Genomic DNA, 13,175 nt, shown 5'->3' on the forward strand with positions numbered 1-13,175 from the left:
CAGACCAGCGGGTTCGGACCGCCGGGCTCGGACTGCTCGGCCAGGAAGCGTTCCAGAGCCTCGCCCAGCTCGTCGGCCGTTGGCAGCTTCTGCTCACCATCAACCGTCGGCAGGCTCGGCCCGCGCCGGCCCCGCTGATAGGCGTCGTACTGCTCCTCCAACGCCCGGACCAGGGATGCGGCTTCGCCACCTTCGGCGAGCTGGCTGTTGACCTCGTCGTTCACGGCGAGTGCCGCGGAGCGCAGTCCATCCAGCGGCAGCATCAGACCGGTGGCCTTGGACACGGAGGTCAACAACACCTCGGTGGCCGCGGGATACGTCGACTGCGCCAGATAGTGCGGGACGTGGACCGCGAAACCCATAGCGTCCCGCCCGTCGCGGCCGAGTTCGTATTCGAGCAGGTGACCGGCGCTGCCCGGAATCTGCAGCCGACGCAGCCAGGGTTCGTACCCGGCGATGAGCTCCTTGCGGCTGGCATGCGCGGTCACGGAGGCCGGACGGGTGTGCGGCACCGCCATGGGGACGGCGTTCAACCCGACGGTCAGCGCGACGCCGAACTGCTCGACGATCTGGCGCAACGCGGCGATGAAGCGTTTCCACTGCAGGTCGGGTTCGGGCCCGGTCAGAAGCAGGAACGGCACGTCCGACTCGTCCCGAAGCTCGTAGAGCGCCAGCACCGGGTCGGCGTAGCTCTCCCAGTGATCCTCCGAGAAGATCATGGGAGGGCGGCGGGAGCGGTAGTCGAGCAGCTGGTCGACATCGAACGTCGCCACGACCCGGTGCTCGAGCGCTGTGAGCAGGTGTTCGCCGGCCAGGCTGACGGCGTTTCCCGCGTCGACGACGCCGGTCATCACCTCGAGCATGATCGGCCGGTGCTGCTCACCGGACTGCTGCTCGGACCCGTCCTCGGTGAGACTGTAGAGCTCTCGCGGATCAAGCACGATCGACGTCCTCCTCTACACCACCGCTCGCTTCCGTCACCTGAAAAGAAGCGCAGCCGAGGCCGGTTGCATTCCACCGACCCGGGACCAACCGGAACCGGGCACCGCTCGCTGTGGTCAGGAGCTGGCCAGGCCAGGCCCATCCCTGCCTCGTCATGATTTTACCGGCTTGCAGGCCCCGGACGCGGTCGCGCGCCGCGCTGAGCGTGCCGAGCGTCCCCCGGTGGTGGTCGCCGCGGGTACGGACGGATTCGGCATGTCCGCGTATTGCCGCCTTTACCTGGAAACAACGGTCGCGGGGTGATCGGTCGCGCTCGCTCGTGTCCGCCTCCGGTGTGAGCTCACCGGATCGGGCGGACGCGGCAGTGCTGGAGCGGTCGGACCCGCGGCCGTAGGCTGCGCCGCGTGCGCATCCTCGTCACCGGAGCGACCGGGAAGGTCGGCGGTGCCGTCGTGCGGGCGGCACTGGCCGCCGGGCACGAGGTGCGGGTGCTGGTCCGGAGCCACGCGGGCAGCGGCGCGCTCCCAGCCGCGGGGCTTGACGTGGTCGTCGGGGATGTGACGGATCCCGCGACGCTGCCCGCCGTCGAGGGTGTCGAGGTCGTGTTCAACGCGATGGGCGTGCCCGAACAGTGGCTTGCCGATCCCGGCCGGTTCGACCAGGTCAACGTCGCCGGGTCGGCGCGGCTCGCCCGGGCCGCGGCGGCCGCCGGGGTGCGTCGCCTGGTGCATACCAGCACGATCGACGTGTTCGACGCGCCACCCGGTGGCCGGTTCGACGAGACGAATCTCGCGTCCAGGCCGAAGGGCACCCCGTACGAGCGGTCGAAGCAGCGGGCCGAGCAGGCCGTGTTCGCCGCGGCGGGCGAGCTGGAGGTGGTGGTGGTGAACCCGGCGACGGTCTACGGCCTCGGCCCCTACGGGCCGGCGTCCATGGAGCTGCGGATGTTCCGGCCGGCGCTGCGTGGGCTGCTGCCGGTGGTGCCGCCAGGCGGGTTCGGTCTGGTGTTCACCGAAGGTCTGGGGCGTGGTCAGCTCGCCGCCGCCGGCCTGGGCCGGCCGGGGCGCGGTACATCCTGTCCGACACTCACCTGAGTCTGCGTGCGCTCACCGCCGCGGCGGTGAGTGTGGGCGGGCGTGGCCGGGCCCCGGCCGCGACGCTGCCGGCGGCGCTGGCCGAGCTGCTCGCGACCGGTGGCGAGGCGGCGGCGCGGCTGACCCGGCGCCCACCGCCGCTCGCGCGTGGCCAGCTGCACTACCTGCGGTGGAACGCGGTACCCGATGCCAGTCGGGCCCGCGCCGAGCTTGGTTGGGAGCCGACGCCGCTCGAGGACGGCCTGCGGCAGACCCTCGCGGCACTGCCACGGTCCTGACCGAGCGGCACGACCACACGCTCGATTGGGAAAATCCCAATCCACTGGTAGGATGATCGCATGCGCAGCATCGGCGACCGTGTGCTGGAGCGGATCAGACAGGCCCGTCCCGATGCTCGGCAGCAGGACATCGCCCGCGAGATCGACATGACGCCCGACGCGTTCTCGCGTGCGCTGAACGACCGGCGCGCCTTCTCCTCGATCGAGCTGGCCCGCCTGGCCGACCTGCTCGGCGCCGACCTGCACTGGATGATCACCGGCCGGGTCGATCCCCACCGGCTGGTGGTGGCGGCCCGGCACACCTTCGATCATGCGAGCGGCCGCCGGGGCGTGCCGGCCCGCGAGGCCGACCAGCGCCTCCTGGAGGACATCGCGCTGGCCTACCGGCAGGCCTATCCCGTGCCGGGCGAGGTGGCGCGGGCGCCGGTTGCGCCGCCGCTGCCCCAGAGTCCGGGGGAGATGCGCGTGGTGTTGGGCGAGGATTTCGTCCGCCCCTTCGCGGAACGGCTGGAGGCCCACCTCGGCATCGGGGTCGTGCGCCTGCCCGGGTTGTCCACCGCGTACTCACTGGCGATCGGCGCCTACCGGGTGATCGTGCTGCCGGGTACCGGCAACTGGTTCAGGGAGAACTGGTCGCTCGCCCATGAGCTCGGTCATCTCGTCCACGGCCATCATGAGGATGGTGCCTCCGAAGCCGAATGGAATCGGCGGGAGGCCGCCGCCAACGCGTTCGCCGCCGAGTTGCTGCTGCCACGGGATCTGCTCGGGGCCGTCGAATGGGTCAGTCTGGATTCCGCCGGCCTCGCCGATCTGGTCTGGCGGCGCGGGGTGTCCATCGACGCGCTGGCCCGCCGGTTGAACGCGGTGTGCGGCGAGTTGCCCGCCGTGGTCGACGAATGGGTCGGGCAGACGACGCAGCGACTGTTGCGGCGGCACTGGGCGTCCCGCACCGGCGATGACGAGATCACGACGCGGATGCAGGCCGCCGCCCGCCGCCGCTTTCCCCTCGAGCTCACCGAGGCGCATCTGGCGAGAATCGCCACCGGCGCGCTCGGTAAGGAGACGCTTGCCTGGATGCTGGGTGTCGATCCGGACGAGGTCGAGGTGGACACACCCTCGGTGCCCGAGGTGAACGTCGATGATCTGGTCGAGGTGCTGGGCCACTGAATCGTGACCGTCCTGCTGTTTCCCGACAACACCGTGCTCATCAATTTCGCGATCATCAACCGGATGGACCTGCTGGAACGGCTCGTCAAGGGCAACGGCCGCTGGTGCGCCACCGTCGAATCGGAATGTCGCCGCTCCGCGCGGGTGCCTGGACTCGATGTGCTCGGCAGCGCACGGCGCATCTTCGGGGCCCCATGGTTACCTGACGCCGCGGAGCTGCAGGATGCGATGATCATGCGCGACGGCCTGGCCGGCCCCGGTGACAGCCGGCATCACCATCTCGGTGAAGCCGAGACGCTCGCCATCATGACGCGGCGGCGTGTGAAAGGCCTGTTCGTCACGGACGACCGGGCAGCCACCCGCCTGGCCGCCCGCAGCGGCATCACCGCGATCACCACCTGGCATCTCCTCAAGGCGTCGGTGCGCAGCGGCATGATCAAAGCGGAAACGCTCTGGCGATACACCATTACTTTGCGCGACTATCCGCGAGCTCTTCCGGTCGGCGTCGCCGAGAGCCGGGCGTCGTTCGACGCCCGGCTGGCCTCCTGATCCGACGCTTCTGACCTGGAGCTTCTTACCCGGCGCTCCTTCGCGGCCGGCGGTCGGCGTTTCGCGTTCGGCGTTCGGCGCTGAGGCTTGGCGTCCGCGGTCGGGAGGGGGCTGGCGCGGGGGGAGTGTGGCGCAGCGTGCGGGGCTGGCGTCGATCCGGACTCGGCGGATGGTGTTCCCGTGGTCGAGACGCGGCCACCAGTGCACATTTCGGTTGTTCATCGCGGTAGTTGTCACAAACTGCCGGCTGGTGCGCGACCCGGTCGGTCCTGCTGCCTATGGTGGTAGATCTAACGGGCTAATCAGGGCCATCGGGTGGAAGAGGCGACGGGTGAACGTAATCGCGTCGCCTCACCGCATTACCCGTGCGCCGTTTTGTCTGTTTCGTCCGATATTCGCCGACGCGCGATGAGCGTGGGGCATCCCCCGCGGCGGGGCGCTCCCGGACAGCAGGCGGTCACCGGGCAGCGCACCGGGGCAGCGGATCACGTCGGGTCCGACGGTGGCGTGGACGATCCCGCCGGCTCCGGTCCCGCCCCGACCGACCTCGAAGTGATCGACGCGGCCGGCACGGGTGGCCCCGAACCCGTCCTGCCCGCCCCGGAGACCACGCCGATCTCGCGTGGCAGCGCCGCGGGAGCCGGGCGGGTCGAGGTGCCGACGGCGGAGCTGCCGAGGCGGGCGGGGGCCGTGGCGACGTTCGGGACGCTGCCCGAGGAGGCGCTGCCCGCCGGCGGGCTGTCGATGGTGACCATGGCCAAGGCCGGCACCCCCGACGAGCCGCCGGTCACACCGGTACGCCGACGGCTGCGGTCGCGACTGCTGCTGGGGGTCGCCGGGCTGGTGAGCTTCGTCATCCTGGTCACGTCGGTCGCCGGCTGGGTGATCATCGTCGCTTACGACCGCCGGATCGACCGGGCCGACATCGCACTGCCGCACGCCGATGTCACCCGGCCGCCGTCGGTGCCGGTGGGCACCGAGAACTGGCTGCTGGTCGGCTCGGACGTGCGCACCGGCAGCGATGCCGCGAAGGTCGGCGGCGCCCGCTCCGACACGATGATGATCGCGCACCTGGACTCCGACGGCACCACCTCGATCGTGTCCATCCCCCGGGACCTGTACGTGCCGATCCCGTCGTACACCGACGCCGACGGCGACGCTCACCGCGCCCGCCGCGACCGGGTCAACAGCGCCTTCAACAGCGGCGGCCCGGCCCTGCTGGTGGCCACCCTCGAACAGCTCACCGGCATCCGCATCGACCACTACGCCGAGATCGACTTCGGCGGCTTCCAGCGGATGACCACCGCGATCGGCGGGGTCGACGTCTGCCTGGTCGCCTCGCCCTACGTCGAGCCGCTCACCCTGGACAACGGCCGCCGGGTGCGCTCGACGAACCTGAACGACCCGAGTTCCGGCTTCGCCGGCGTCGCCGGCACCAACCACCTGATCGGCGAGCAGGCGCTCGCGTTCGTCCGGCAACGCCATGGCTTCCTGGACGGCGACCTGTCCCGCATCCACCGCCAGCAGGCGTTCATGGCCGCGGTGTTCCGCACGGTGGCGTCGTCCGACGTACTGCTGAGCCCCGGGAAGCTGACGTCCTTCCTGAACGCGCTGACCGACGCCGCCGTGCTCGACGGGGGCACCAGCATCACGGACCTGCGGCTGCTCGCCGAGCGTCTGCGCGGCATGAGCACCGGCTCGGTGAGCTTCGCGACCATCCCGATCACCGGCGAGGTCTCGTCCCCGGCGTTCTACTTCTACTACGACCCGAACGCCGTCCGCGCCTTCTTCGCCGAGCAGATGGGCGACGCCGCGGCGGCCGAGACGACAACAACCCCGAGCCCGACCCCTGCGGGCAGCCCGGCACCGGCCGCCGGTACGGACGTATCCAGCGCCCCCAGCGCCACGGCCACCACCTCGGACGCGGGGGCCAGCCAGGCGACCGCGGCGGCCACCGCCCCGGTCGTCGTCGCCGGAACCGCCATCCCCGGAGCCGACCAGGCCACCCAGTTTACCGCGGTGACACCCACCGTCACCGCGAGCCCCAGGTCAGCCGCGCGCACCGGCGGCACCGCCTCAAGCCCGACCGCCCCGAACCCGACCAGCTCGGCCACCCCCACCGCGGTCCCCACCACCACCACCACCACCGCGGCCGCGGCCTGCATCAACTAGCGACAGTCCGTCGCCGTCGGTGCGTCCGCGACCGGCCACCGTGCGACCGGTCCGGTCAGCCGCGCAGGAGCTGGCGGGACATGACGACGCGCTGGATCTGGTTGGTGCCCTCGTAGATCTGGGTGATCTTGGCCATTGTGGGCGGATCATGCTGCCTACCTGCGTGTTTAGGGTGTCATGCACCTGGCGGGGGCAAGCGAATCCACGCTATGTCCACGCAGGCTCGATTTCGGCCCGAACTCCGCCCCCAGGGACCGCCCAGACCATGGTCAGCTGAGGGGCAGGCAAGCGCATCTGTGGACGCGCTCTCGCTCTCGGCCCGTCGAGGAGATGGCCCCCGCCTCCTCGAGGTCTGCCAGACCCGCTCGGGAGCTCCGGTCCCAGCGGCCACCGGCACCGCCAGGATCAGCTCGGCTGGCGCTGTGGGGGCGGGGGCCATCTCCTACCCGGACGCGCTGCTCGCAGCCGTCGACCGGGCTGACTCCACGCTGGGGAATCCCCGAACCCCGGTGACACGGTGACAAACGGCCTTCCGGTGAGCGTTTCCGCAGGTCAGAGTCGGTGCGAACCCGTCACCAGCCCCGGTGACACGGCGGTGACGGCGGTGACAGCCAGGCGCCCGCTGGGCTGCCCTTGAACAAGTACGGAAAGTTGACACAGCGCTACCGGCGCCGGAATCCGCCGCTTCCGGGAGGTGGCAGGCGCTGTGAGGGCGCGAGATCATCAATCGATGAGTTCACGCCTGCAACACTGCTTTCGATGCCGTCCAATGCCCGCTTAAGATCAGTGTTTAGATCTACCAGCGCCGAGATGATCCCGTTCACGTCTTCGCTGTCGGCAAGCTTGCGGTCGATCAGGTCGATGTCCCGCCCTATGGATCCCAATTCGCCCCGCACTGCGAGTAGAGCCAGGGCCGTGGCGTAGGCGATCTGCTGGTCAACGGTCAACGCGGGCACGTCAACGGCTTGGAGTTGTGCGTAGGCGGCAGTCGCGAGGGGGTCCGGGTCCGGGAAGCTCAGTGCGCGAGGTTGAGGCAGCCATATGGGCCAGCCTGTTGCTGTTTGCGTCAGGCCGCAGTACCTCCGCCGATGATGGTCCGAGAACCCCCCGTGTCGGTGGGCCAAGTAGTCCCGCATGGCCAGTCGGTAAGAGAGCCGGCATGCGGCATCAAGAGCAAGACCTCTCCTTACATGCCACCGACTGGGAAGATCCACCTTGAGCGGGATCAGCCGTCGCGGGCAGCGAGTGGACCAATAATCATTCGGCGCTGACGTCGTAGAGCAAGACGTGGCGATCGCCGGGAAGGATCACAACGTAGACCTCGATTGGCCGGTCATGCTGATCGAAGCTGGTCCGGGCCAGCCGACCCGCAGGGACCCCAGGGGCTAGGCGCAGCTTGGCGGATTCCTCGGCAGTTGGCATGCGCCAGGTGATTTCGTCCTCGTACCGGGTCGGAATGTGGCCGAGGTCTTCGAGGACCTGGTCTGTTCCCTCGACAACATCCGCGGGATCCATGATCTTGCTTCCATCGACGATGTCGAGAGGGTAGTAGCTGTCTCCGAGCTGTAGCGGCTCGTCGTTCGCGTACATCACCCGCCTACGAACTCCGACCGACTGATCTGGCCGCAAGGCAAGGTGGGGCGCAATTTCGGCGCCGGCTGGGACGACTTCCGTCGTGCTGACCTGTCTCGGCACCTTCCCTTGCGCCTCGATCTGCTGGGCGAAGGTGTCTCTCCGCCGGTCGGCTTCGAGCCGCTTGCGACGGGAGCCGGTGAGCGATGCGTAGTACTTCATCGGTGGCTCTGGTCGGACGAAGCTCCCAAGCCCCCGCTGGGAGATCAGCAAGCCCTCGGTGCGCAATAGGTTCAACGCCAACCGAACCGTGTTACGGCTGGTCGAATGTCGCTCGGCAAGCTCTGCCTCCGTGGGGACGCGGGCGCCTGGAGCGAGGCCACCGGAGCGGATCTGCTCGCGGAGTTGCGCGGCAAGTTGGTGGTAGAGCGGGCGCGGGTCCGCCGGATTGAAGATCGCCATTGCCCCTTCGCCTGCCCTCGACCTGCGAGGTTGTACCCACAGGCTAACAAGCCTTGACACCTGCGTGACCCATTGTGTATCAATGGCGTTGTTGGTACAACCCAACAATAGTGAGACGGGGAGGCACCCCGCCTCACCAGGGCAAACTGCGCGACCGTGTTCTCAGTCGTGTTTCGTGGCCGGAATCCCCCTTTGCTGGCACGGGCAGCGTGTCCCGCCGGTCGTGGTGTTTTCCGTCGCTTCGCGGCGCGTCCCAAGCAGTATCGTTCGCAGATTCGTTCGCGAGCCGTGCTGCCGGACTGCCGCCTCGCTGCCAGTGACAGCCGGTCTGGTAGGCGAGATGGCCCCCGTCTCTTGGGGTTGTGTCAGACCCGCTCCGGGACTCCGGTCCCAGCACCCGCTGGAGCCGCCACGCCCGGCCGGCCTTGGGGCGGGGGCCATCTCCCATCCCGACACGCTGCTCGCGGCGGCGCTGGCCGCTGTCAACCAGGCCCGCGCCGGAGAACCCTCGAATCGCGGTGACACGGTGACAAACGGCCTTCCAGCGCGCGTTTCAGTAGGTCAGAGGTCATGAAGACGTGTCACCAGGGGTGGTGACGCAGCGGTGACAGCGTTGACAGCCACGGCTTGCTCAATGAGTCGCCGTAGGCGGCCGGGTTGACTGTTGGTTAGAGCGGGATTGCGCGAGTGGGAATGATCGCCGGGTGGTCCATCGCCACGAACATTCGCGTCTCTCTAGGAGGACCAATGAAACCCGCTCCACCGATACCGTCGCCTTAGGCATCTTCCTCATGGGACGGACAGCTTGAATCACCGGCTCCGCCGGTATGTCCGAATTGCAGTACGCAATTCCAATATGTGGGTTGAACGTGCCCGTCTCGAACTCGACACGAGGCACCTTAGCGGCTATTGCTTGGCGTAGAGCCTCACGAACCCGGAGAATTGGCTCCCAGGGTGTAGTGCTGAACCGAATGGCCCCGGACGAACCGGCTAGCGGGCCAGCGGCGAGCGTGAATGATTCGATAGATTTACATGCCGATTCTGCGGCGGACTCGATCGAGCAAATATCATTGTCATTCAAGTCTGCTTCAAATCCTATTCGGTCCAAGGTCATGTGAAGTTCGTCCAGATTAATCGGATCAAGATATGGCGCGGCAATCTCCGTTTGACAGTCCATGGCGAGTTTTCGGAGGGAAGGGCTGTCACCAAAAGTAAGATACCAATAGTACGCTCGTTTTCCATGCTGCCACCCAGGCTGCTGCCAGTGATTGATTAGTCGATCCAAGGATGCGAATCGATCCCAGTCGGCCTCAACAACGTCCTGCTCCGAGTTCACGCAATTCCTCTGGGGTTCGCCGAGATTTCGGCCGCCTTTACGGCGTGTCGAATGTTGACGATGGATTGTGAGTCTGTCCACCTTCTTGTAGATGCCAGAAACTCTCTGCTTCGCTGCAAAACGGAGGTGATTGGTCGGTCTTGCGAAATCTCGAGGGCCTCTCTCACCAAACTGCAAGCTCTGTCCAAGTCTGGTCTGCCCGAGTTGATAAGCGAGTTCGCTAAGTCCAACCTTAGAAGTGACTGGCTCCATCGTGATTCTGATGACTCGAACTCCGGCATCGCTATGTCAGCGTGCTCTTGGACGTAGTCAGGCAGACCAAGTGGCACGTAGGCAGTCACAGCATTGCTTGCCGTCCGCGACAGGCAATATCCGTCGAACGAGACGGGAGAGGAAACGCCCTGCACGACTGGGTGCCTTTCGAGCTGCCGGTAAGCTGCCTCAACCGCCCTGTGGACGCCCTCCACATCGCCCAGCTTTCCGAGTGCCCGAGCCTCGCCATTGACTGCGAGACGGACGCTCTGAGCGCCGCCGGCCGATAGCTTAAGGCCAGATCGAGCCAGGTCTCGGGCCGAAATAAAGTCGCCTGCGTAGTATTCGCAAAAGCTGTGTGTTCCTCGTGCCCAAGCCTGAAGTTCCGGTGATTCGCCAAAATCTCCAAGATGGAATGCTTCCGAACAGTAAGCGCGGGCGATAGAAAATTCGCCACGATTAACGGCGATGTAGCCAAGGATTCCGGAGGTCTGACCTGCAAGGCGATAGATAGATCGTCGTTGAGTTGGGTGTCGACAATCATCGATCAAGCCGTCAAGCCATCGACGCTGCTTAATGAGCGAACGGGCTAGGAACTCCTTTTCTGCGCCCTCGTAGGTTCGAACCGTGTCCACTATAGCGCTGTCAAGTGCGTGAACGATTTCTCCATTGAAAGGCGTTCCACTAAATTTATGGATCCGCCTAAAAATATCAAGAGTGCTTTCGTTGTCACTATCGCGCACAGTAGTTTGTACTGCGGTTACCGAAGGTCCTGAAGATGCTCGGCTATCAGGTGCCTCCGTGGACGCTCGTAGCCCGAGCTGGTCCTCAGTGGCGGCGAAAAGTTCGCAGTACTTTAGACGGTAGAACTTTATCGGCAGTGCGATGCCGCGCTCATGTCGCCCGACCATCTCGGCGGTCGTTCCTATGCGATCAGCTACCTCCTGCTGAGTCAGGTTCGCCGCTTGTCTGTATTTGGCAAGGCGCGGGCTTAGCTCGCCTCTGCGTGGTCGACCCATGATCCCCCTATCTCAACTAATTTGGTGCCATTCGAGTTTTGAGCCGGGTTTCGAGGTGGGTAAGTTTCTAGGTTTCTAGCCCTGTCCACACTGCTGTATTTCTGGTCTTATTGAGGAGTCGAAGTTAAAAGAAGAAAGAGCATGGTCCGGAGGGATTTCCTGTGCGAATATCGAACGTGCTGGCAGCCGCATCTTTCACTCCTTATAGGCCTTGGCGATGCGTATCAACTGATCGGCGCGAGCCTTGGATGTTCCAAGTCGCGCCGCGAGCTGGCTAAGCGACATGGGCTCTGACCGCCATACACGGAAGGCCATGCGAGCGCGCAAGGTAGCTGCCTCGCTGACCATCACGTCAGTGTCTTCGCGCAAGGCGGTTGCTCGGCGAAAGGCCACTTCGGGATCTGGCTCGGCTTCGATCTCAGCCACAACGGCCAGATGGGCGGTTCGGAGTTTCCCAAGCGGGGCCTGGTAGATCTTCGCTTCTTGGTTACCCACCGTCCCAGCATAAAGGCCAGCGTCAAGAGAGCACTAGACAAGCGTCTAGGGATGGCTGTACGGTCGGTCGTGTAGACGTCCCTAGACGGGTGGCGCCGGCGGGGGGTAGCCCCGCCGGGGCCGATGTACCCGCCGCCCCAACGAGGAGACATGGATGCAGATCAAGGCTATCCCCGGGCTTGGCGAGGATCGTGAGCCAACCCCACGGGAGCTGCGAAGGACCGAGGCCGAGTGGCCCTTGATCGAGGCTGAGCTGCGTCGGATCGTCGCGGACTGGCCGGAGGTCGCCGGTGATCTCGCCGCGCTCGATGCCGAGATCGTTGCTCTGTCCTCTTCCAGCGACGCGTCCAGCAGGAGCGGCACGGCGGAGACCGCCGGGTGGTCGGTCAGCACCGGTCTGCTGTTCGGCGGGATTCCTGGGCATGGCAGGTCGGCCGGGATGCGGACCCTTGCGGTCTGTGGCGCCTTTGACGACGAGTTCACATCCCCTGGTGATGGTGGCGGAAGGACTGTGCGATGACCCGTCCTGGACTGCTGGCTGCTCCTGGTTCGCCTGACGACGACCCTCCCGGCCACCACGGCCTGGCCCAGCCCGTCCCGGCCGTACGCCGGCCGGGGGAGACCATCACCTCCGCCGAGGACACCGCTGACGAGACGCTCGCCGTCTGGGCTGCCGCGGGTGACGCGGTGGCGTTCGCGGAGCTGTACCAGCGTTACCAGCAGATGACCGGCGCACACCTGCGGCGCCGGGGAGTCGACCCGGCCGACGTCGACGACCTCGTTCAGGAGGTGTTCGCCTCCGCCCTGGAATTACTCCACGACGGGGTGTTCTCCGGCGCGCTGTTCCGCCACTGGCTGTTCGCGCATGTCCTGACCCGGATAGTGAACCGCCACTTCCAGAACGGCTGGCAGCACGACGAGCCGCTCACTTGGGTGACGTTCACCGCGGCGCTGCCTGACCCCGACGCTGCCCCGCCGCCCACGCTGTCGGTGCGGCTAGCCACGGCGCTGGCCACGCTGTCTCCATGGCACCGGCAGATCATCGAGCTGCGCTATGTGGAAGGCCAGTCGATTGCCACCACCGCGCTGATTACCGGGCTTGCCGAGTACACCGTGACAGCGCTTACCGGGCAGGCAAAACGGGACCTGCACCAGGCACTGACCGGCCTCGCCCAACACCGAACAGGTGGTGCGGCGTGAGGTACCGGATTGAAACGGAGAAGTATCCCGACAGTCACACCGTCGACGGGGTGACTGTCCCGGTGACGCGGACCCGGCGGGTGGCGGTGCCGGTGCTCCCCAGGGACTGGGATGCCCTGGCGGTCCGCGGGGTCGTCGGCCTGGTTCTGGCCCTGACGTTGGTGAGCATCACCTGGTCGACCGTGTCCATCGCCCACCTGCTGAAGGGGACGCCGGCGGCGTATCTCGCCGGCGGGGTGTTCGACCTTGCCTGGTGCGCGGCGTTGGGGATGGCGTTCATGGTCCGGTTCCGCCCGGACCGGCGGACGGTGGTCGACCGGGTCGGTTGGGCGCTGCTCGCGGTGACCGTGACTGCAATCGGTGTGGAGGGCTACCGGTCTGGTGGCCTGGCCATGGCCTGCATCGGCGCGTCGGTCAGCATCGCCGCCAAATCCTTGTGGTGGACGTTGGGCAGGGTCACTCGGCCGGAACTGTCTCCGGGCGACGCGCAGTGGGTCGCCGCGCAGATTTCCACGGCCAGCGCGCAGTTGGCCGTTGCGTCGGTCCGCCGCCAGGTTGCCCGTGCTCAGGACCGGGCTGCGGCCGAGCTGCTGGCGATGGAAGCGGCCCGTCGGCCGCCGCGCGGCACTGTCAACGT

General features: G+C 66.8%; 14 protein-coding genes. 8 read left to right on the top strand and 6 right to left on the bottom strand.

Going from position 1 to position 13,175, the window contains the following annotated elements; translation table 11 throughout:
- A partial coding sequence (locus G6R24_RS11595) for a PAC2 family protein (RefSeq protein ID WP_163549267.1) occupies window positions 1–941 on the bottom strand: 941 nt, incomplete at its 3' end.
- A gap of 405 nt (window positions 942–1,346) precedes the next feature.
- Here G6R24_RS11595 and G6R24_RS11600 point away from each other — a divergent pair.
- The 5 genes from G6R24_RS11600 (at window position 1,347) to G6R24_RS11615 (ending at window position 6,202) form a co-directional block, all read left to right on the top strand.
- Window positions 1,347–2,036, top strand: coding sequence for an NAD-dependent epimerase/dehydratase family protein (locus tag G6R24_RS11600; protein ID WP_225438413.1), 690 nt, complete (start codon window positions 1,347–1,349; stop codon window positions 2,034–2,036).
- A gap of 26 nt (window positions 2,037–2,062) precedes the next feature.
- Entirely contained in the window at window positions 2,063–2,314 is a 252-nt protein-coding gene (locus tag G6R24_RS22315; RefSeq protein WP_225438414.1) for a hypothetical protein, read from the top strand.
- Window positions 2,315–2,374: 60 nt separating this feature from the next.
- A complete protein-coding gene (locus G6R24_RS11605; RefSeq protein WP_163549268.1) occupies window positions 2,375–3,481 on the top strand; it encodes a helix-turn-helix domain-containing protein in 1,107 nt (368 codons plus the stop codon).
- A 3-nt stretch (window positions 3,482–3,484) separates the two neighbouring features.
- Window positions 3,485–4,030 carry a hypothetical protein gene (locus G6R24_RS11610; RefSeq protein ID WP_163549269.1) on the top strand — a complete coding sequence of 182 codons (546 nt, stop codon included), beginning with the start codon at window positions 3,485–3,487 and terminating at the stop codon, window positions 4,028–4,030.
- A gap of 408 nt (window positions 4,031–4,438) precedes the next feature.
- Window positions 4,439–6,202, top strand: a complete 1,764-nt coding sequence (locus G6R24_RS11615) for an LCP family protein (RefSeq protein ID WP_163549270.1) — start codon at window positions 4,439–4,441, stop codon at window positions 6,200–6,202.
- 662 nt (window positions 6,203–6,864) lie between these two features.
- Here G6R24_RS11615 and G6R24_RS11620 read toward each other — a convergent pair.
- The 5 genes from G6R24_RS11620 to G6R24_RS11640 form a co-directional block, all read right to left on the bottom strand.
- The gene (locus G6R24_RS11620; RefSeq protein WP_136447853.1) at window positions 6,865–7,149 is read right to left on the bottom strand and encodes a hypothetical protein; all 285 of its coding nucleotides are present in this window, start codon (window positions 7,147–7,149) and stop codon (window positions 6,865–6,867) included.
- Window positions 7,150–7,459: 310 nt separating this feature from the next.
- Window positions 7,460–8,236: a GntR family transcriptional regulator gene (locus G6R24_RS11625; RefSeq protein WP_163549271.1), complete on the bottom strand. Its 777-nt coding sequence runs from the start codon at window positions 8,234–8,236 to the stop codon at window positions 7,460–7,462.
- A 631-nt stretch (window positions 8,237–8,867) separates the two neighbouring features.
- Complete coding sequence (locus tag G6R24_RS24105; RefSeq protein ID WP_225438415.1) at window positions 8,868–9,413, bottom strand: 2'-5' RNA ligase family protein; 546 nt, start codon at window positions 9,411–9,413, stop codon at window positions 8,868–8,870.
- A gap of 155 nt (window positions 9,414–9,568) precedes the next feature.
- A complete protein-coding gene (locus tag G6R24_RS24110; RefSeq protein ID WP_163549273.1) occupies window positions 9,569–10,843 on the bottom strand; it encodes a helix-turn-helix domain-containing protein in 1,275 nt (424 codons plus the stop codon).
- A 195-nt stretch (window positions 10,844–11,038) separates the two neighbouring features.
- Window positions 11,039–11,338: a hypothetical protein gene (locus tag G6R24_RS11640; protein WP_136449113.1), complete on the bottom strand. Its 300-nt coding sequence runs from the start codon at window positions 11,336–11,338 to the stop codon at window positions 11,039–11,041.
- A 154-nt stretch (window positions 11,339–11,492) separates the two neighbouring features.
- Between G6R24_RS11640 and G6R24_RS11645 the strand changes: the two genes are divergently transcribed.
- The 3 genes from G6R24_RS11645 to G6R24_RS11655 form a co-directional block, all read left to right on the top strand.
- Window positions 11,493–11,858: a hypothetical protein gene (locus tag G6R24_RS11645; protein WP_163549274.1), complete on the top strand. Its 366-nt coding sequence runs from the start codon at window positions 11,493–11,495 to the stop codon at window positions 11,856–11,858.
- The gene (locus tag G6R24_RS11650) at window positions 11,855–12,538 is read left to right on the top strand and encodes a sigma-70 family RNA polymerase sigma factor (RefSeq protein ID WP_163549275.1); all 684 of its coding nucleotides are present in this window, start codon (window positions 11,855–11,857) and stop codon (window positions 12,536–12,538) included. Before G6R24_RS11645 ends, G6R24_RS11650 begins: the two co-directional genes overlap by 4 nt.
- The coding region (locus G6R24_RS11655; protein WP_163549276.1) for a hypothetical protein at window positions 12,535–13,175 on the top strand (641 nt) is incomplete at its 3' end. The genes G6R24_RS11650 and G6R24_RS11655, both read left to right, overlap by 4 nt.

This window comes from Candidatus Frankia nodulisporulans (genome assembly GCF_902806475.1).
Taxonomy (GTDB): domain Bacteria; phylum Actinomycetota; class Actinomycetes; order Frankiales; family Frankiaceae; genus Frankia; species Frankia umida.